The sequence below is a fragment of the Pelomonas sp. Root1237 genome, assembly GCF_001425055.1.
Lineage (GTDB): Bacteria > Pseudomonadota > Gammaproteobacteria > Burkholderiales > Burkholderiaceae_C > Pelomonas.
This window is the reverse complement of the sequence record NZ_LMDK01000016.1, coordinates 986,307-1,005,518: the sequence shown is the minus strand read 5'-3', so window position 1 is coordinate 1,005,518 and position 19,212 is coordinate 986,307. Positions and strand designations below refer to the sequence as shown.

At 68.3% G+C, this 19,212-nt stretch carries 17 protein-coding genes; 5 read left to right on the top strand and 12 right to left on the bottom strand.

Translation table 11 applies throughout. The features are described 5' to 3' along the window. The first annotated feature begins 168 nt into the window (after positions 1 to 168). Positions 169 to 1,506 carry an ATP-binding protein gene (locus tag ASC91_RS17370; RefSeq protein WP_157281726.1) on the top strand — a complete coding sequence of 446 codons (1,338 nt, stop codon included), beginning with the start codon at positions 169 to 171 and terminating at the stop codon, positions 1,504 to 1,506. 134 nt (positions 1,507 to 1,640) lie between these two features. On the opposite strand, the gene ASC91_RS17365 is transcribed toward ASC91_RS17370, so the two are convergent. The 7 genes from ASC91_RS17365 to ASC91_RS17335 form a co-directional block, all read right to left on the bottom strand. Then, positions 1,641 to 2,270, bottom strand: a complete 630-nt coding sequence (locus ASC91_RS17365; RefSeq protein ID WP_056199180.1) for a response regulator — start codon at positions 2,268 to 2,270, stop codon at positions 1,641 to 1,643. A gap of 9 nt (positions 2,271 to 2,279) precedes the next feature. Then, the gene (locus ASC91_RS17360) at positions 2,280 to 4,757 is read right to left on the bottom strand and encodes a sensor histidine kinase (RefSeq protein WP_056199177.1); all 2,478 of its coding nucleotides are present in this window, start codon (positions 4,755 to 4,757) and stop codon (positions 2,280 to 2,282) included. Positions 4,758 to 4,798: 41 nt separating this feature from the next. Continuing rightward, entirely contained in the window at positions 4,799 to 5,983 is a 1,185-nt protein-coding gene (locus ASC91_RS17355; protein WP_056199174.1) for an EAL and HDOD domain-containing protein, read from the bottom strand. 157 nt (positions 5,984 to 6,140) lie between these two features. Further along, entirely contained in the window at positions 6,141 to 7,424 is a 1,284-nt protein-coding gene (gene flgL, locus ASC91_RS17350; protein ID WP_056199172.1) for a flagellar hook-associated protein FlgL, read from the bottom strand. 3 nt (positions 7,425 to 7,427) lie between these two features. Next, entirely contained in the window at positions 7,428 to 9,410 is a 1,983-nt protein-coding gene (gene flgK, locus ASC91_RS17345) for a flagellar hook-associated protein FlgK (protein WP_056199168.1), read from the bottom strand. 173 nt (positions 9,411 to 9,583) lie between these two features. Continuing rightward, on the bottom strand, positions 9,584 to 10,456 hold the full coding sequence (flgJ, locus tag ASC91_RS17340) for a flagellar assembly peptidoglycan hydrolase FlgJ (RefSeq protein ID WP_056199166.1): 873 nt from the start codon (positions 10,454 to 10,456) through the stop codon (positions 9,584 to 9,586). Further along, a complete protein-coding gene (locus ASC91_RS17335) occupies positions 10,456 to 11,637 on the bottom strand; it encodes a flagellar basal body P-ring protein FlgI (RefSeq protein WP_082532752.1) in 1,182 nt (393 codons plus the stop codon). The genes flgJ and ASC91_RS17335 overlap by 1 nt, the downstream gene beginning before the upstream one ends. Positions 11,638 to 11,788: 151 nt before the next feature. On the opposite strand from ASC91_RS17335, the gene ASC91_RS17330 reads away from it, so the two are divergent. From ASC91_RS17330 to ASC91_RS17315, 4 genes are all read left to right on the top strand, one after another. Beyond that, positions 11,789 to 12,187, top strand: a complete 399-nt coding sequence (locus ASC91_RS17330) for a DUF4148 domain-containing protein (protein WP_056199163.1) — start codon at positions 11,789 to 11,791, stop codon at positions 12,185 to 12,187. A gap of 344 nt (positions 12,188 to 12,531) precedes the next feature. After that, positions 12,532 to 13,623 carry a glycosyltransferase gene (locus ASC91_RS17325; protein ID WP_056199160.1) on the top strand — a complete coding sequence of 364 codons (1,092 nt, stop codon included), beginning with the start codon at positions 12,532 to 12,534 and terminating at the stop codon, positions 13,621 to 13,623. Further along, positions 13,623 to 14,552, top strand: a complete 930-nt coding sequence (locus ASC91_RS17320) for a hypothetical protein (protein ID WP_056199157.1) — start codon at positions 13,623 to 13,625, stop codon at positions 14,550 to 14,552. The genes ASC91_RS17325 and ASC91_RS17320 overlap by 1 nt, the downstream gene beginning before the upstream one ends. A gap of 48 nt (positions 14,553 to 14,600) precedes the next feature. After that, entirely contained in the window at positions 14,601 to 15,869 is a 1,269-nt protein-coding gene (locus ASC91_RS17315; protein WP_056199154.1) for an amidohydrolase, read from the top strand. Here the strand turns inward: ASC91_RS17315 and ASC91_RS17310 are convergent. From ASC91_RS17310 to ASC91_RS28895, 5 genes are all read right to left on the bottom strand, one after another. Beyond that, positions 15,859 to 16,587: a transporter substrate-binding domain-containing protein gene (locus tag ASC91_RS17310; RefSeq protein ID WP_082532751.1), complete on the bottom strand. Its 729-nt coding sequence runs from the start codon at positions 16,585 to 16,587 to the stop codon at positions 15,859 to 15,861. The two genes, ASC91_RS17315 and ASC91_RS17310, sit on opposite strands and share 11 nt — an antisense overlap. A 76-nt stretch (positions 16,588 to 16,663) precedes the next feature. Then, positions 16,664 to 17,341, bottom strand: coding sequence for a flagellar basal body L-ring protein FlgH (locus ASC91_RS17305; protein ID WP_056199147.1), 678 nt, complete (start codon positions 17,339 to 17,341; stop codon positions 16,664 to 16,666). Between the two features lie 120 nt (positions 17,342 to 17,461). After that, complete coding sequence (flgG, locus tag ASC91_RS17300; RefSeq protein ID WP_056199143.1) at positions 17,462 to 18,244, bottom strand: flagellar basal-body rod protein FlgG; 783 nt, start codon at positions 18,242 to 18,244, stop codon at positions 17,462 to 17,464. Positions 18,245 to 18,256: 12 nt separating this feature from the next. Next, positions 18,257 to 18,988, bottom strand: coding sequence for a flagellar basal-body rod protein FlgF (gene flgF, locus ASC91_RS17295; RefSeq protein ID WP_056199140.1), 732 nt, complete (start codon positions 18,986 to 18,988; stop codon positions 18,257 to 18,259). Next, entirely contained in the window at positions 18,976 to 19,194 is a 219-nt protein-coding gene (locus ASC91_RS28895) for a hypothetical protein (protein ID WP_082532750.1), read from the bottom strand. The genes flgF and ASC91_RS28895 overlap by 13 nt, the downstream gene beginning before the upstream one ends. Positions 19,195 to 19,212: the final 18 nt, after the last annotated feature.

Sequence of the window (19,212 nt, the reverse complement as noted above, 5' to 3'; positions counted from 1 at the left end):
GGTCTGCGGGTCAGGGACTCGGCACGCCTAAATGTATCTCGGGTGGGAGGGGGGGCAAACGCGAAGGAATGCACACTTTCGGCCGGCTGCGCTGTGGTTATTGACATCGGGCGACGCCGGGCATGCCCAGGCCCTGTTGCTGGGGAAGCGCTGCCTACAATGAAGCGCATGAACAGCCTCAGCGACGACAGCGCGCTCATCTCGCGCCGCCAGGAGCGACGACTGCCGATGCGGCTGCTGATGCTGACCCTGGCCACGGTCTCCATCTTGATGCTGGTACTGGGCGGCCTGGTGGTGCTGGCGTTGATGCGGGTCTGGGGCGGCGAGGTTGGCCTCGTGCACGCGGCCCTGGTGCTGACGGCATTCTTCACCGGCGTCCTGCTGCTGGTTGCGGCTGCGTTGGGCTGGCATGCCGGCGTGCGGCTGACGCGCCAGCGCCTGGCCGAGCCCCTGCGCGAAGTGCGCCAGCAGCTGCTGATGCAGGCCCAGCTGCAGCGTGACTGGCAATGGGCCACCGATGCCGAGCACCGCTTGGTGCGCTGGCAGGCGCCGCAGGGCGCGCCGTCATCGAGCTGGGTGGGTGCGGGCGCCAGCACCCAGCAGCTGTGGGAGCGCTTCGAGGTTGCCGAGCCGGCCGCCCAATTGCGCGAGCGCCTCGGTGCCCACCAGCCCTTTGTCGACTTGCAGCTCGCCGCTGCCGATGGCAGCACCGCCTGGCGCCTGCGCGGCCTGCCCTGTATCGACTCGCACGGCCATTTCGCTGGTTACCTGGGCACGGCCCGCCCCGACGAGCCCGCCGAGGCGACGCCAGCGCCACAGCCGGCGCATGCCGCCGACCTGGCCGCCGAACACGAGTCCTTCAGCTACACGGTCTCCCACGATCTGCGTGCGCCGCTGCGCGTCGTCGAGGGCTTTGCGCGCATCCTCAAGGAAGACTACGGCGCGCGGCTGGATCGCGTCGGCAATGACCACCTCGACCGCGTCATGAGCGCTGCCGCTCGCATGAACAGCATGATCGACGCGCTGCTGTCGCTCTCCCAGCTGTCGACGCGGCCACTGGCGTGCCAGCCTGTCAACCTGTCGCAACAGGCCGGCTATGTGATGGAAGAGATCAAGCGCGGGGCGCCGCAGCGCGAGCTGGTGCTGGACATCGAACCGGGCCTGACGGTGCAGGGCGACCCGACGCTGCTGCGCATGGTGCTGGAGAACCTGCTGGGCAACGCCTGGAAGTACAGCGGCAAGGTCGAGTGCACGCAGATCGGCTTTGGCAGCGTGCAGCAGGGCGGGCGGCGCGTCTTCGTCGTGTCGGACAACGGTGCCGGCTTCGACATGCGCTTTGCCGAGCGCCTGTTCGGCGTCTTCCAGCGCCTGCACAGCGCCAGCGACTTCCAGGGCACCGGTGTCGGCCTGGCCCTGGTGCGGCGCATCGTTCGCCGCCATGGTGGCGACATCTGGGCCGAATCCGCCGTGGGCGAGGGCTCGCGTTTTTATTTCACTTTGGGCTGACGCCCATTGCTTTGCGGGCCGAGCGCCGGGCCGCTCCCTAGCCGGCCCGCCTTAGGCGATGTGCTTGCCGGTCGATCCGGCAAGCATCGCCGTCCCCCTGGGGGACCGGCCAAGGTATTCCTTGGACGAGGGGCTCACTTCTGGCCCGGGCGCGCCAGCAGCTCCAGCGCATCCACGACACGCCGTGCCTGCTCGGGCAGGCTGTGGCCATCGGCGGAGGCCAGGCTCATCAGGCGGGCGAGCGCCTCGTCGCGTGGCAGGGAATAGCGGTGCATCAACACGCCGACTGCCAGGGCCGTCACGTCCATGGACGGCAATTCCGAGGGGGCCTCGAAAGCCTGGGCCATGGCGGCCGGTGCCGCCGGGGCTGAGGTGGCGACGGGGGGCGTCGAACGCGTGGTTGAACGTGCAAAAGCGGCCTCGACGGCGGGCACGATTTGCGAGATGTCCAGCGGCTTGACGAGGTAGGCAACGGCGCCCAGCTCCTTGACCTTGGCCACTGTCGCCTCGTCGGTGAAGGCGGACAGGAACATGAAGGGTGTCTGCAGGAATTCGCGCAGATAGGCGGCCACATCGAAGCCGGTCAGGCCTTCCATGCGGATGTCCAGCAGGGCCAGTTCGGGCCGGTGTTCGCGGGCGAGCAGGATGGCATCGTCGCCGTTGTCGGCGTCGATGACCTCGAAGCCGGCCTGCGTGAGCCCATAGCTCAGCGTCGCCAGTACCAGACGGTCGTCATCGACGACCAGGATCTTGCCCTTGCTCACCGTGCCCCTCTATCCAGAACTTGGTTTTATGGCCGGATTGTGAACCACGCTCGGTGGAATCAGTTCCAGCCGGCAGACGACATCGTCGCCTTGCTGTTCCAGGCTCAGGATGGCGCTGCGCCGCGGCAGCAGGGCGCGCACCAGGCCCAGGCCAGACACGCCGCTCTTGACGTTCTGCAGCGCAAAGCCTTCGGGCAGGCGGCCGGGGTTGGCGATCTCGACGGTGATGCCGGCCATGTCGCAGATGAGCTGGCAGCGCACCTGGGCGCCGTTGCTGTGCCGCAGCGCATTGCCGAGCAGCTCGTTGAGGCTGAGCGCGATCGGGATGGCCTCGGCCTCGGGCAGGCACCAGTCCTCCATCAGCGCGCCGCCCTCGGCGGCCGTGGTGATGACGCGGCCCTGCATGCGCTGCACCGAGCCGACGATGGCGTCGAACACCCGCTTGAGCACCAGCGGCCCGGAGGCGCCGACCTGCAGGCCATAGACCTGGGCGATGGCCTGCACCTGGCCCACGGCCTCCTTCAGCACCCCGGCCACCTCGGGGCGGCGCACGGCGATCTGCTGTAGCAGCCCGGCCACGCCCTGCAGGTTGTTCTTGATGCGGTGGTGCACCTCGCGCACCAACAGCTCACGCTGCGAGATGGCGGCCTGCAGCCTGGCCTGCTCAGCGGCGCGCTGCTCGGTGACGTCGCTGGCCACGAGCAGCAGCAGTTCGGGCGTGTCGTCGCCGCCGACACCGGCCAGGTGCAGCAGCCGCGCGTCCCAGATGCGCGTCGAGTTGCCGGCCGGCACGTGGTATTCCCGCTGCACGACGGTCTGGGATTCCAGGGCCTCGCGCATGTCGGCGACCACCTGCGCCCCCTGCTCGTCGCCGAAGAGCTGCGCCGGCGTGCCGCCCAGCATCGCGGCCTCGGGCCTGCCGGCGAGCGTGGCGGCGGCGTGGTTGAGCTTGACGATGCGCAGGCTCTGCGCCTCGTGCAGCGTGATGGCCAGTGGCGCACCTTCGATGATGCGGGCCAGCGATGCCTGGGCCAGCCGGCTCTGGGCCTCGGCCTGGCGGCGGCGGTCGATGTCCAGCAGGGCATAGGTCAGCTGCTGAGTGACTTTGCCGGGGCCATCCTCTCGCTGCGTCTGCACCGCATTGCCGATGACCCAGAACTCGCGCCCGTCGCGGCCGCGCAGCCGGCACTCGAACACATCGGCGCCGGGCTCCGTGTGAAAGGCGTGCTCGTCATCCTCCGGCGCCAGCACGCCCATGGGCTGGCCCTGCACGTCCTCGAGTTCGCAGCCGAACATGCGGCGCGCCGAGCGGTTCATCCACTCGATGCCGTCCGGGCCGACGGTGACGATGCCGACCAGCACGGAGTCCAGCACGGCGCGTTCGCTCTCGGCACGCAGCAGCAGCGCGTTCTCGGCCTGGGCTTGGGCCGTCACGTCGAGCGTGACGACCGAGGTGGAACGCCGCCCGCCGGCCAGCAGGCCCGGCGCGACGCGGGTCAGCAGCCAGCGCCGGCCCAGCTCGGGGTGGCGCACGGCATAGCGCACCTCGACGGCGTCACCCTTCTTGAGCGCGCGCTGCAGGCGCTCGAACTCGGGCAGGGAGGCGGGCTCGACGATCTCGCGGCTGATGCCCTGCAGCGAGCCGGCCGTACCTGTCGTGCCACCTGGCTGTTTGCTGCCGGTCTTGAAGGGCGAGCCCTTGCGGTGGGCCTTGAGCCAGCCGGCTTCGGGCTGGAAGGTGGCCAGGCCCACCGCGGCCGTGTCCATCAGCGCGTCGAGCTGCTGGTGGGCAAGGTCGCGCTCATGCAGCGTGCTGTGGTCTTCCAGCACGGCCAGCAGCAGGGCGCGGCCGGCATGGCGCCACAGGCGCAGCCGCGCCTGCAGCCAGCGGTGCTGGCCCTGCGGGTCGATGTACTCGGCCTCGGTGATCAGCGGCCCGTCCTGCGGGCGCTGCGCCGTCAGTGCCGGCAGCGGCATGCCGCGGTGCCAACCCAGCAGGGCCTGCAGCAGGTCGGGCAGGTCGTTCAGGTGGCGGGGGGCGCCGGCGTAGAGGCCGGCAAAAGCGGCGTTGTGGCGCAGCAGCGTGCCGCTGGCGGCATCGGCCAGCAGGGCCGGCAGGGGCAGCAGGGCCAGCCATTCGGCCAGCGGTGGCTCGCCAGGGTCGGCTGCGCTGAGGCGCGCATGCAGCACCCAGTTGGGTCGTTCGCGCAGCAGGTGCAGCGTGGCACGCTGGCCGTCGGCGAGTTTGAGCGGTGGCGCAAGTGGCGGCGCGCGACCGGCGTCGATGGCATGGGCAGCCTCGCGCAGCCAGCTTTCCAGCCGCGCTCCGGCGGCATGGCGAAGCAGCCGCCAGCCCTCGGCGGCGTCGGCGCCCAGCCATTCGCGCGCCGCTGGATTGGCGCGCAGTGCGGACAGATCCGCCCGTAACGTCAGCACCGGGTCGCCGACGAGGTCGAGCAGGGCAGTGGAGGCGGGCGGGCCGAACATGGCTCAGCCTGGCGAGCCGATGATCCGCAATGGCGCCTTGCTCATTCGAGCTGGGTGGCCTTGTGCAAGGCCCGCAGCACGCAGGCGTTGATCTCGCCGGCGCCGAGCATCAGCGCGTCAGCGCGTTCGCGGTAGTCGAACACGCTCTCGGATTCGATGGCGCGCACCAGCTCCAGATAGGGGTGGAAGGGGCCGCTGTCGTCCACCAGGGCCTGGCGCACACGCTCGGGCACGGGAATGCTTTGCAGCAGCTTCTCGAACGGCGCCTTGAGCATGTGGTCCAGCAGCGAGAACAGGCCACAGATGAACATCTCGTCGCGCTGCTCGCGGTCTTCGATGCTGGCGGCAAATTCCTCCATCAGCAGGCCGCGGCGCACGGCGCCGAACATGATGGGGCGCATGCTGTGGTCCTTGCTGGCCGTCGTCAGCAGCAGGGCCAGCCAGCGTTTCAGGCGCGCATAGCCGAGCAGCATGATGGCGTGACGGAAGCTCGACACCTCGACCGGCAGGCCGAAGGCGGCCGAGTTCATGTAGCGCAGCAGCTTGAAGGCCAGGCTGGGGTCGCGCTTCAAGGTCTGCTCCAGGCGCTCGACGTCCTCGCCTTCGTCGACGCGTGAAATGAGCTCCATGATGACCTGCAGGTCGGCCGCGATCTCAGTCTTGGCGGCGCCGGCGGTCGCTTCGTAAGGGCCGTCCATGGGCCAGCCGATGACGATTTCGGCGCCGGCCTTGAAGCTGGCGTCGATAGCGTCGGCGCCACGCACGCCGGCATGCACGACGGCAACGCCGGCCGGCGCGGCCTGGCCGGGCTCCAGCACCACCTGCCTGAAGGCGGCGCCGACGGCGGCCGGCAGCGGTGCATTGGGCAGGCCCTTGAGCAGGCCCCTGTGGCCAGCCGCCTTCAACGCGGCGATGGCGTCGCTGTGCGCGGCATCAGCGGCGATGAAGGCCGGCACCTCGATCTGGGTCGGCTCGGCCGGCGGCTGGGCCAGCAGGGCGGCCAGCAGGGCTTCGCCCTGGGCGCTGATGACGGCGCCGCCCTGGGGCCAGGTCGCGGCCAGCGCGGCCAGCAGCTCGGCGTGATCGGTCCTGGCATCGGCGCGCAGCGGCACCAGCGTCAACCGTGTGCCGGCGATGTTGCGCTGGCGGTCGATGACGGGGGCATAGCCCAAGGCAACACCGGGCAGGATTGCGCGATCGAGAGCGGCGGGAGAGTTGTCGGACATGGCGCGGCGCTGGGCTGGCGGTGAATGCGGCAGTCTGCCACGAGCGCCGCCGCCCTACCGGGACGATTCGTGACCGAATTCATTCCCGGTGGCGCCACACCAGAGATGGCAGCCGACGGCGCGGCGCCGTCCTGAAATCATGTGCAGCGGGGCGTGCCTAGCCCTGGATGTACTGGAACAGCGTCATGCGCTGGACCATGGCATAGGTCTTGAGCGCCGTTTCGTAGCCGGTCTGCTGGTTCTGGAAGTCGGAAATGCCTTGCACCATGTCCAGATCCTCGGCTGCGCTCTTTTCCTCGGAGCTGTACTGCTTCAAGGCGGCCAGGCGGCTTTCTGTGCCGTCGAGGTTGTTCAGCCGTTCGCCCACCTGGCTGCGCATGCTCTGCATATTGCCCATGACGGCGTCGATGTCGCGGATGCTGGTGGTGTTGGCCTGGGTCACCTGCGTGGGGGTGCGCTGCGTGGTGTTGAGGTCGGCGATGGCCTTGTCGATGACGTCGAAGACCTTGAGGCCGTTCTTGGAGCCGGCGATGGCGAAGGCGTCGCCGTCGACCGGCGTGCCTGAAACGGTGAAGGCCATGCCGTCGCCCGTGATGGCCTGGCCCGGCTTGAAGCTGCCGCTGGAGACGACGCTGCCGAGGTCGGTGTCGGTCAGCGTGTAGGTTTGCGAGGGCGTGGCGCCGGCGATGTCGACACGGTAGTTGTGGCCGGTCAGCAGCTTGGGGTCGATGGTGCGGCCGCTGTCGATCCATCCCGAAGCCACGTTGCCGGTGATGCCGTTGACCAGCGGGCCGCCGGTGGCCGGGTCGATCAGCTGCACGACGGACTTGCCGGTCGTGGGGTCGGTGGTCAGCGTGCGCGGCGCCGTCTCGAAGGAGCCATTGCCACTGCCCGCCTGCTCCCAGGAGGCCCGGCCATCGATGGTCAGCTGGAAGTTGTCGAGGTTGCCGGTCTGGATGTTGCCGGGCACGCCGATGTAGCTGACGCCGCCGGCTTGATCCAGGAAGGGTGGGGTGGAGGCGCCCTGGCCGGAGAAGATGTAGCCGCCGGAGCCGTCGGGCCGGTTGGCGATGGCCAGCAACTGGTCGCGGATGCCCTTGAGCTTGGTGGCCAGCCCCTGGCGTTCGGCGTCGGAATAGCTGGCATTGCCAGCCGAAACCATGGTTTCACGGGCCTGCTGCAGCAGCTCGTTGGCGTCGCCCAGGGCCGATTCGCCCAGGGTCATGCTGTTGCGGCTGGCCTCCAGTGCACGCTGGTTGGCCTCGACGCGGCCGATGGAGGCCAGAGCCCGCTCGGCGCGCGCAGCGCCGGTGGGGTCGTCGCTGGCCAGGGCGATGCGCTTGCCCGAGGTCAGCTGCTCTTGCTGGGTCTGCATCGCGTTCTGCCGGCGCTGCAGATTGGCGATGGACGCGTCGAAGAGGTTGGCGGTAGCGAGTCTCATGGATTACCTCTGCGCAATTCGCATCAGTTCGTCGAATAGGGTCTGGGCTGTCTGCAGCACCTTGGCGGCGGCCTGGTAGCCCTGCTGGAACTGCATCAACCGCGAGGCTTCCTCGTCGAGGTTGACGCCGGCCTGGCCGGCGCGGCTGGTCTCGGCATCGCCGGCGACGCTGGTGGACACGTCGGACAGGTAGTTGGCGCTCTGCACGCGCGCGCCGATGTCGCTCATCGCCGCGGCATAGGTGTCGTTGATGGTCGAACCCGGCGTGAAGCCGCCGCCAGCCAGCACCTGGCGGCCGACGAAGGTTTCGCTCTGGATGTTGAGGAAGGCCTTGGCGTTGCCGTTGTTCGTGGCGGTGTAGGTCGTCGGGTCGATGGCGATCTTGTCGCCGCTGCGCGGCACGCCGTTGGTGCGCAGCTCGAAGCCGAGGTCGATGCCGGCGGCGGGTTGGTTGCCGATGGGCTGGCCCGAGCTCCAAATGCCGCTGAGCACGCTGCCGTTGGCCAACGTCAGCGTGTACTGCACATTGTTGGCGTTGGCCGGATCGGGCGCACCGAACTGCAGGGTCATGGGCGCCGTGGTCGGGTCGAAGTTCTGGTTGACCGCGTAGATGCTGTCGACGCTGAGGGTGCCGGTGTTGTTGACGTTCGTGGAAGCGGTCAGCGGCGACGCGGCAGCGATGCCCGTGGGGGCGTCCAGCACGCGCTTCATGTTGACGGCGGCGGAACCCACGGGCTCGATGAGGAAGCTCTCACCCGCGGCCGGCGCTGCAGGGGTGAAGACGATCTTGAAGCCATCGATGGTGTCGCCGTCGTTGACGGTGCGCACCAGCCCGTCGGACAGGCGCGTCAGCTCATAGCTGCCGGACGTGCTGGAGCTCAGTTTGTAGCTGCTGGCCTGCAGCTGGCTGGCGTCGACGATGCTGGCCGCGACGCCGTTGGTGAAGCCACCGCCGGGGTTGCGCTGGTTGCTGGCCGCTGGCAGCACGTTGGGTACGGCGACGCTGAAGATGGCGGCACCCTTGCCGGGCGGGTTGGACAGGTCCAGGCCGAGGGCGTTCTGGTCGTTGACGCGCGTGCCGATGGCGGCTGCGAGCTGGCCCAGCAGGTTCTTTGCGTCCTGCAGATCCTTGTTCTGGAAGCTCAGCAGCGCGGTCATCGAGCCGCCGGTCAGCACGCTCTCGTCCAGCGGCCGGCTCTGGCCGCCTTCGTTCAGCGACACCACGGCGCGCAGCGGGTCGTAGGCGTCGGCCGAGACCTGCAGCGACGAGGCCTGGTTGCCGAGCACAAGGCGCTGGCCGCCGCCGATGAAGACGCCGACGGTGTCGTCGTCGGCGGCCAGTGTCGTCACCGCCACATGCTCGCCGAGCTGCGAGATCAGCCGTTCGCGCTGGTCCATCAGGTCGTTGGGTGTGTGGCCGCTGCCGCGGGTCTTGGAAATCTGGTCGTTGATGTTGGCGATCTGCTGCGCGAGCTGATTGACGACGACGACGTTGGCCTTGAGGTCGCTGACGACGCCGGCCTGCAGATCGGTGACCTGCTGGCCGGCGTTGGAGAAGCGCACGGCCAGCTCGTTGGCCCGGCCCAGGGCGACCTGGCGCGCCGACGGGTCGTTGGGGCGGCTGGTCACGTCGACCATGGCGTTCAGGAACTGGCTGGCGGCATAGCCCAGGCCCTCGGTGCCGGGCGGGAAGATCTTCTCCATGCGCGCCAGTTGCTCGGCACGGGTGGAATCGGCCATGGCGGTGGCCTTGGAGGAAGCGGCCTCCTTGGTCAGGAACTCGTTGTGCGAACGCACGACGGTCTGCACGTCCACGCCCTTGCCGAAGAAGCCGGCACCGGTGTATTGGCCGGCCGAGGTTGTCAGCACCACGGACTGGCGCGAATAGCCCGGCGTGTTGGCGTTGGCAATGTTCTGGCCGATGGTCTGCAACGCCGCCTGGTTGGCGAACATCGCGCGGGCGCCGAGAGTGAGCAAGCCGGCCATTTCAGTTCTCCGTTCCGCGCACGCGGCAGTTGCGGTGCATCAGATTTGCGGGCCGAGCGCCGGGCCGCTCCCTAGCCGGCCCGCGCTGGCGATGTGCTTGCCGGTCGAACCGGCAAGCATCGCCGTCCCCGCGGGGGACCGACCAAGATTCTTCTTGGGCGAGGGGCGTCATATCAAGCCATGAGCGTGCTTTGCACGCGCTGGGTGGTTTGGATGGTCTTCGCCAGCTTCTCGGCATAGGCCGGGTCGGTGGCGTAACCCGCTTGCTGCAGGCCGCGGGCAAAGCCGGCGGCATTGCCGTTCTGGGCCTGGGCGACGACCTTGGCATAACGGTCGTTGCCGCTGATCAGCTTGGCGTAGTCCTTGAAGGCCTCGTCGTAGCTGCCGTAGGCGCGGAACTTGGCCGTCACCTTGACGGCCTGGCCGTTGATGACCTCGGTGGTCCTCACGTCGACGGTCTTGCCCTTCCAGCCCGGCGTGGCCTTGATGCCGAAGACGTTGTGCGAAGGACTGCCGTCGGCGCCGGTGATCTCGCGCTTGCCCCAGCCGCTCTCGTGGGCGGCCTGGGCCACCATGAAGCTGGCCGGGATACCGGTGGCAGCCGACGCGGAGCGGGCCGCGGCATCGTGCTTTTGGATGAAGCCCTGCACATGGTTGGGAATGCCCTTGGTGGCCAGTGCCGGCAGGGCCTGGGCCAGCGTCGTCTGGCTGTTCTTCTTGATGTTCTCGGGCGACAGGTCCTGGATGCCCATCTGGCGCTGCAGCTGCTTCTGGATCGCCTCCGACAGGCCGCCGGGGAGGCCGCTCATCTTGCCGGCGAACTGCGTGTCCAGCATTTCGGTGCCGAGCTGGGTCGCGTTGTTGTCCAGCATGCCGCTGGACAGGGTGGACGCGCGCATGCTCTTCATGACTTCCTGCATGAAGAGCGACTCAAACTGCTTGGCCGTCTCACGGATGCTCGCCTTGGGGTCGCGCGAGGCCTGCGCCTTGAGCGCATCAAGGCTGCCCAGGCTCTGGCCGGAAATGGACTGGAACGACGACGACATCAGATCACCTCGAGCTCGGCGTTGAGGGCGCCCGCACTCTTCATGGCCTGCAGGATGGCGAGCAGATCCTGAGGTGTCGCGCCGAGGGAGTTCAGGGCCTTGACCACGTCCGCCAGGCGCGCGCCGGCGGCCAGCTGGATGAGGCTGCCGGGCTCCTGGCGGATGGAGATGTCGGCCTTCTCGGCCACCGTGGTCTGGCCGCCGGACAGTGCGTTGGGCTGGCTGATGATCGGTGTGGAGCTGATGGTCACCGACAGGCTGCCGTGCGCGACGGCGCAGGAAGACAGCGTGACGGCCTGGTTCATGACGATGGAGCCGGTGCGCGCATTGATGACGATGCGGGCCGCGGGCGTCGCCATGTCGATGGAGAGGTTCTCGACGTCGGCCAGGAAGCCGACGCGTTCGTCGGGCGTGGACGGCGCCTTCACGCGCACGACGCGGCCGTCCAGCGCCTGGGCGATGCCGGCGCCCTTGGCCTTGTTGATGGCCTGGGCGACGGCGCGCGCGGTGGCGTAGTCGCTGCTGTTCAGGTCGAGCTGGATGCTGTCGCCCTGGGACAGGGGCGTGGGCACCGAGCGCTCGACGAGGGCGCCTGCGGGAATGCGGCCGGCGCTGAGGTGGTTGATCTGCACCTTGGAGCCGCCGGCAGAAGCGCCAGCGCCGCCGACCACGAGGTTGCCCTGGGCGATGGCATAGATCTGGCCATCGGCGCCGCGCAGCGGCGTGGCGATCAGCGTGCCGCCGCGCAGGCTCTTGGCATTGCCGATGGAAGAGACGTTGATGTCCAGCTGCTGGCCGGGCTGGGCAAACGGCGGCAGCGAGGCCGTCACCATGACGGCGGCGATATTGCGCGGCTGCATCGTGACGCCCTGGGGCAGCAGCACGCCGAACTGCTGCAGCATCGCCGTCAGGCTCTGGCCGGTGAAGGGCGCCTGCGTCGTCTGGTCGCCCGTGCCGTCCAGACCAACGATCAAGCCGTAGCCGGTCAAAGGGTTGGAACGCACGCCGGCGACCGAGGCGACCTCCTTGATGCGCGCGGCATGGGCAGGGGCAACGGGCGCCAGCACGACGGCCAGGCTGAGGAGGAGGGCTTGCAGGTACTTCACTCGACCGATTCTGCGGATCCTTGAGCCCGCGAAGCCGACGAAAAGGGCGCGGTCAGCCCCGCTTTTCTGAACCATTGGTCGTGGCCGCCATGAGCCGCGGGTATTTTTCACACCCCGCCGAGGCTGTAAGGCCGGCGACCTTCGCCCGACCACTCACCACCTGTGAGCACTGAGGCGCCCAGTCAGCACAGCAACCTCTCTTCCACCGTCCCTTTTGGAGACTGACATGACACGCCTTTCCCTGCTGACCCTCGTGCTGGCCACCTCGCTTGCTGCCTTTTCTGCCCCCAGTCAGGCCCAGGGTCTGACCCGCGAACAGGTCAAGATGGAGCGCGACACCTTCCTGGCCCTGATGCGCTGGGACGAACTCACCGGCATGTGGGTGCTGAAGTCCGGCATGGAGCCGCCCAAGGGTGTGATGTCGCGCGCCGAGGTTCTGGCGATGCGCGACCAGTTCCTGCGCATGAATGTCTACGACGACACCGTCGGCAGCTGGGTGCCGATCAAGGCGCCGCGCGACATGAGCACGCTGACGCGCGAGCAGGTCAACATGGAGACGCTGCGCTTTTTGATGATGTATCGCTACGACGAGCAGCGCAACGAGTGGGTCAGCAAGATGCGCTGAGCCCTGCAGCCCTGTCGGGGCAATCCGGACATGGATGCCCGACCGCTTGGTCGGGCATTTTCCGTTGCCGTCTGCAAGGTCCGGCTAAGCCCTTGGACCTGCGTGCGTGAGATCCTGTCAATCCCGACTTCCGGCCCGCCGTAGATAGACCGAGGCCGCGATGTCTCCGCCGGCTCCCCGGGACTGCTAAACGTTTTCCCGCATTCCCGCCAATTGCGGACGTTTGAGAGCAATTGGGAGCTTAGCGGCACCCGTTTGCGGAGGGGCGGCGACAGGTTTCTGAATGTGTATATCGGTAAAGTTTTGCTTGCCGATTCGAGCTGCATTCAGTTGCAAGACCTGCCATGCCCCCGCCCTTCGAACCGTTGACCCTGGTTCATGTCGTGTTTTCATCCCGCATCGCGGGCGGTGAGCGGCATTGCATCGACCTCGCCAATGCCCAGGCCGCGCTGGGCCATCGTGTCCACGTCATTGGCACGGCCAATTCCGTTGTTGCCGCTGCGTTGGCTCCCGCGGTGCGCTTCCACGGGCTGAAACTGCCGCTGCTGCGCGGCTGGCGAGTGGCCAACCTGGCGCGCCGGCTGGCGGCCGATGTCTGCCATGGCCACCTCGGCCCGGCCTGCAAGGCCGTCGCGCACGCCCGGCCTTCGACCCGCGTCGGCACCCTGCACGTCGGCTACAAGGCTCATCACCATGCACGCATGGACGGCCTCATCTGCGTGAATCGCGCCCAGTACGAGAGCCTGCCTGAGCGTGAAGCGCTGGCCAGCGTCATCTACAACTGGGCGCCGGAGCGCGACGCCGCGGCCGCCGCCCGCCACACCGATCTGCGCGCCGAGCTCGGTCTGGCACCCGGCCAGCTGCTGGTCGGCAGCGTGGGCCGCCTGCACCGCAGCAAGGGCATGGACTTGCTGATCGCCGGCTTCAGGGCTCATGCACCGGCCGATGCCGTGCTGGCCATCCTGGGCGAAGGGCCGGACGAGGCCGCGCTGAAGGAACTGGCTGCGGGCGACTCGCGTGTGCGCCTGCTGGGTTTTCGCAGCGATGTTGATCAGGCATTGAAATCCTTCGATCTCTTCGTGTCACCGTCGCGTGAGGAGGCTTTTCCGCTCGCCATCCTGGAGGCCATGCGCGCCGGGTGCGCCGTGCTGTCCAGCGCCACCCAGGGCCCACGGGAGATGCTGGCCGGGCAGCCCGCCCGGTTGGTGCCGGTGGGTGATGCCCACGCTCTGGGCCATGCGATGGCCGAGGAACTGGTCCGGCTGCGCAGCCTGCTTCCTCAGGAGCGCAGCGTGCGTTACGCGACGGCGGCCTACGATCGCACCAATGCGGTTGCCCGCACGCTGGGCTTTTATCGCGACGTGATGCTCCATCGGGCTGCCCGGGCCAGGGGCTTCGACGCTGAGGATGAAGCTCACGCCGCCTGGCACGTTTGATGTTCAAGCGGCCGCGCACCGACTTCTGGCAGGTCGGCATCGTCCCTGTTCCCATTGAAGACATCGATGCCCGCCGGCTGAGCGCCGCGCGGGAGCGCATCACATGGTTGCCCGATGCCGGCCGCTGGCGTTACCTGGCCGACCCTTTCGGCCTGGTACGTGGAGACGCCCTGCACGTGTTCGTCGAGGCCTTCGACTACCGCGTCAAGCGTGCCACCATCGAGCGCCACGAGTTCGGCCTCCCCGACCTGGCCTGGCGCCGCCAGTCGACGGTGCTGGACCGGCCCTTCCACCTGTCCTATCCCCAGGTCTTCGAGCACGACGGCGAAACCTGGATGGTGCCGGAGAGCTACCAGGCCGGTGAGATCGCCCTCTACCGCGCCTGCGACAGGTCCCTCAATCACTGGGAACGCGAATGCGCCTTGCTGGGCGGCCTGCCCGGGGCGGATGCGTCCATCATCGAGCATGAGGGACACTGGTGGATGTTCTACACCCTGGTCGGGCCGGGAGCGCGCGACCAGCGTGAACTGCACATGGCCCATGCGCCGGCATTGTTCGGGCCCTGGGTGCCACTGGCCGCCAACCCGGTGCGCGTGAACCGCGAAGGCGCCCGCCCGGCGGGCCGGCCCTTCATCGGCCGTGACGGCGTGCTGACGCTTCCGGTGCAGGACAGTTCGACCGGCTATGGCGGCGCGACGCGCCTGCTGCGTTTTCCACGCCTGACGCCCGGGCAGGTCGAGATCGAGGCGAGCCTGGAGCGGCTGACCGGCGATCTGGTCAGCGACAGCCACCAGGCCGGCCTGCACACACTGACGGGCTGCGGCGGTTACACGCTCATCGACGTGAAGCGCATCGACCGCTCGCGCGGCAAGCAGTGGTTGGATTTGAAACGTCGCTTTACACGGATAGGGCGCCTGTTGGATCGCTGAGACGCCGCCCGCACACACCCGGGCCGCACAGGTCTACCATGGCTCTTCATGAGCCCCCAGCCTCCTTTTAGCGAGCGCATCGCCGCGCTGACGGCGGCCCTGGAGCCCCAGGTCATCGCCTGGCGGCGTGACCTGCACCAGCACCCCGAGCTCGGCAATCGCGAATTCCGCACCGCGTCCGTCGTCGCCGAGCATCTGCGCAGCCTGGGCTTTGACGAGGTCAAGACGGGCGTCGCCCACACGGGTGTCGTCGGGCTGCTCAAGGGCGGCCTGGCCGGTGGTGTTGTCGCGCTGCGGGCCGACATGGATGGCCTGCCGGTCACCGAAGAAGTGGAGCTGCCGTTCGCATCCAAGGCTCGCGCGGTATGGAACGGTGAGGAGGTCGGCGTCATGCATGCCTGCGGGCATGACTGCCACGTCGCCATCCTGATGGGCGTGGCCAGCATCCTGGCCAGTCTGCGCGCCGACCTTCCCGGCACGATCAAATTCATCTTCCAGCCGGCCGAGGAGATGCCCCCCGAAGGCGAGGAGGGCGGGGCGGCGCTGATGATCAAGGAAGGCGTGCTGGAGAGCCCGACGCCCAGCGCCATCTTCGGCCTGCATGTCACCTCGCGCCAGCAGGCTGGCGTGATCGGCTACCGCCCGGGGCCGACGATGGCGAGCAGCGACAAGCTCAAGATCACCGTGCAGGGCAAGCAGACCCATGGCGCCGCGCCCTGGCTGGGCATCGATCCCATCGTCACGTCGGCGCAGATCGTGCTGGGCCTGCAGACCATCGTCAGCCGCACGCTCGACCTGAACCGCGAGCCGGCGGTCGTGACCATCGGCGCGATCAAGGGCGGCGTGCGCGAGAACATCATCCCGGACTCCGTCGAGATGCGCGGCACGATCCGCAGCTTCGACGAGGGCATGCGCGAGGCCATCCATGAGCGCGTGACCCAGTTGGCCGAGGGCATTTCGGCCGCGTCACGCGCGACGTGCAAGGTCTGCATCACGCGCAATTACCCGGTCACGCGCAACGACCCGGTGCTGACCGAGCAGATGGTGCCGACGCTGACCCGCGTCGCCAGCACCGGTCCGAGGCCCATGGGCATCGAGGTCGTGCCCAAGGCAACGGGCGCAGAGGACTTCTCCTTCTTCCAGCGCCTGATCCCTGGCCTCTTCTTCTTTGTCGGCGTGACGCCGCCGGAGATCGAGCCGACCAAGGCCTACTCCAACCACTCGCCGCGCTTCATCGTCGATGAGCGCGGGCTGGAGGTGGGCGTGCGCGCACTGGCCAATCTGGCCGTGGACTACCTCGAGTCCGTCAGGGCTTGACGGCGCTCGCCGCCCAGGCCGTGCTACGCAGCCTGGCGGACTCGCCGCTGGCCTCCATCTGCTGCAACGCCTTGGTCAGCTGTGGTAGCAATGCCCGGTGGCGGCCGTTCAGCAGCGCGTAGAGCGGCGTCGAGTGCAGTGCGGCGGGCAGCCTGACGAGGCCGTCGGTCTGGTCGGTGTCGATGTCGGGCTCGCCGGCCATCGACGCAAACAAGGCCAGATCGATGGTGCCAAGGCGCAAGAGGCGCAGCAGATCTTGCCGGGTGGTGGCGTCGACACGGCGTGGCGCGTCGGCCAGCAGCTTCTCCAGCGCAATGACGCCACGCGGATAGCCGACCCGCCAGGCCGTCAGCGAATTCAGGTCGGTCGGCATGGCTTCGCCGCGCCGCACATAGCCCCGCACCTCCATCGTGGCCAGTGGCACCGGCACGAGCAGCATCGTGGGATGTTCTTCGGCGACGGCGCGGATGCGCATGGTTTCGCCATCCAGCAGGCCTTGCTCGGTCATGACCAGCGAGCGGCGCAGAGGCAGTGGTTCGAACTGCACCTCATGGCCCAGCGAAGCCAAGGCGTGCCTCAGCAGTGTGCGGACGGCTGGCGACAGGCCACTCTGATCATTGGCATCGGTGGCAAAGCGCAGGGGCGGCGCGGCCGCCGCTGCCAGCGGCAGCCAGGCCAGAACTGCCAGGCCGGCTTCACGACGCCGCCACAACTCCATGTCCCTCACCCCGCCGCGCGCTTTTTCTTCTCCCTTTGCGCCGATGTTAGGCGCAAGGGACGGGCGGCGGTGTGAGTCAGCTCGGCGCGAGGTTCAGGAAGAAGCGCGACAGCCAGCCCACGGCGTGGGCATCCGCCGCCGCGCCGCGGCCGCGCTGCTCGATGCGCACGTTGGCGACCGAGGTCGACGGCACCGCATTGCCCTGGGCAATCATGCGCGGATCGACCTGGCCGGAGAAGCGCAGCACGTCGACATTGCGGTTCACGCCGATCTGCTTTTCGCCGCTGATCATCAGATGGCCGTTGGGCAGCACGCCGGTGACGACGGCCGTGATGGCGCCGGTGAACTCGTTGGTGTTCTGGTTGCTGCCCTTGCCCTTGTTGTCATTGGCCGATGTGGCCTCGGCGCTGGCCCTGCCGAATGCCTTGGGCGAGATGCCCGGCACCGCGGTGATGCCGGCCGACAGGCTGCCCGTCTTGCTCAGCTCGCTGGTGCTCGTCTGCGAAGCCGAGACGCGTTCGGTGATGTTGACCGTCAGCGTGTCGCCGACGAGGCGGGCGCGGTGGTCCTCGAACAGCGGGCGGTAGGCAGCGGCCTGGTAAATGGAGCCATTGGTGGGCGCCATGGCCTGCACCGGCGGCAGGTTGACGACCGGCGTGTGGGCCAATTCGACCTGGGGCTCGGGATAGGGCGTGGCGCAGCCGGCGAGCAGGGCGGTGGCGACCAGGAGTCCAGTGAGTGCAACGATTTTCATGACAACTTGTCCATTCATAAGGCCGCGGAGCAGGCCGCTCATCCAGCGGCGCCGCGGAACCGGCTTTGCCGGGCCGCTGGCGCGCCCCCTGGGGGGAGCGCGCGAGCGCTACGGGGGGAGCTAGATCTGGGCGAGCTTCTGCAGCATCTGGTCGGAGGTCTGCACGGCCTTGGAATTGAGTTCGTAGGCGCGCTGGGTCTGGATCATCTGCACCAGTTCCTCGACGACGTTGACGTTGGAGGTCTCGACGAAGCCCTGTTGCACCGCGCCAATGCCGTTGTTGTTGGGCGCGCCGGTGTTGGGTGTGCCGCTGGCGGCCGTCTCGGTGAACAGGTTCTGGCCCTTGGGGTCCAGGCCGGCCGGATTGACGAAGGTGGCGAGCTGCAGCTGGCCGACGGTCTGCGCCGCGGCCTGGCCGGGCAGCGTGACACTGACGGTGCCGTCGTTGCCGATGGTCAGGCTCTGAGCGTTGGCGGGAATGGTGATGCCGGGCAGCAGCGTGTAGCCGTTGTTGGTGACCATCTGGCCATTGGCATTGAGCTGGAAAGACCCGTCGCGTGTGTAGGCGGTCGTGCCGTCGGGCTGCTGGATCTGGAAGAAGCCATCGCCCTTGATGGCCAGGTCCAGGTTGTTGCTGGTCTGCTGCAGATTGCCCTGCGTGTAGATACGTGCCGTGGCCACCGGGCGCACGCCCAGCCCGACCTGCAGACCGGTGGGCAGCGTGGTCTGGTCGGTGCTGTTGGCGCCGGCCTGACGCATGTTCTGGTAGATCAGGTCCTCAAAGACGGCGTGCGAGCGCTTGTAGCCATTGGTGGCGACGTTGGCGAGGTTGTGCGAGATGTTGTCCAGCTGGGTCTGCTGGGCTTCCATGCCGGTCTTGGCGATCCAGAGCGAGCGCATCATGGTGGGGCCTCTTTACTGACTGCCAAGCAGCTTGGCGGATTGCTGGCCCTGGGTCTGGGCAATTTGCAGCAGCTTCATCTGCTGCTCGAACTGGCGGCCGGCGGCGATCATGGCGACCATGGTCTCGACCGGACTGACGTTGGAGCCTTCCAGCGCGCCGTCCTGCAGGCGGGCGGCCTGGTTGGCGGGCAGGTCGCCCTCTAGAGCGCGGAACAGGCCGTCGTCCCCGCGCGAGAGTTGGTTGGCCGCTTCGGGCGTGACGAGCTTGAGCCGGCCCACCGTGGTCGGTTTCTGGTTCGGTGCCTTGGCACTGACGGTGCCGTCGCTGCCGATGGCCACCTCGCTGTTGGCTGGCACGTTGATCGGCCCGCCGTCGCCCAGCACCGGCATGCCGTTGCGCATGACGAGGATGCCTTCGGCGTTCACGTCCAGCGAGCCGGCGCGGGTGTAGGCCTCGGTGCCGTCATTGGCCTGCACGGCCAGCCAGGCATTGCCCTGCATGGCAACGTCGAGGTTGCGGCCAGTCGGCGTGAGCGGGCCTTGGGCGTCGTTGTAGCCGATGGTGGTCTCCAGCGCGAAGGCGCGCGTGGAGGCGCCGTCGCCGCGCACCGGCACGGCGCGAAAGGCCTGCAGTTCCGCCCGAAAACCATTCGTGGTGACGTTGGCAAGATTGTGCGAGAGCACGTCCTGCCGTTGCATGGCCGCCTTCGCGCCCGCCATCGAGAGGTAGATCATGCGGTCCATGTGCGCTCCTTTGCTTGGTGCGCGCGCCAGCGCCGCACCTCCTCAAGCGGCCGCCGTGGAACCGGCTTTGCCGGGCCACGGGCGGCGCCCCCTTGAGGGGGAGCGCCGAAGGCGCTTCGGGGGTGGGTCATCCCTTGCGAGAGCACGTCCTGCCGTTGCATGGCCGCCTTCGCGCCCGCCATCGAGAGGTAGATCATGCGGTCCATCGCGCGTCCTCAGTCGTC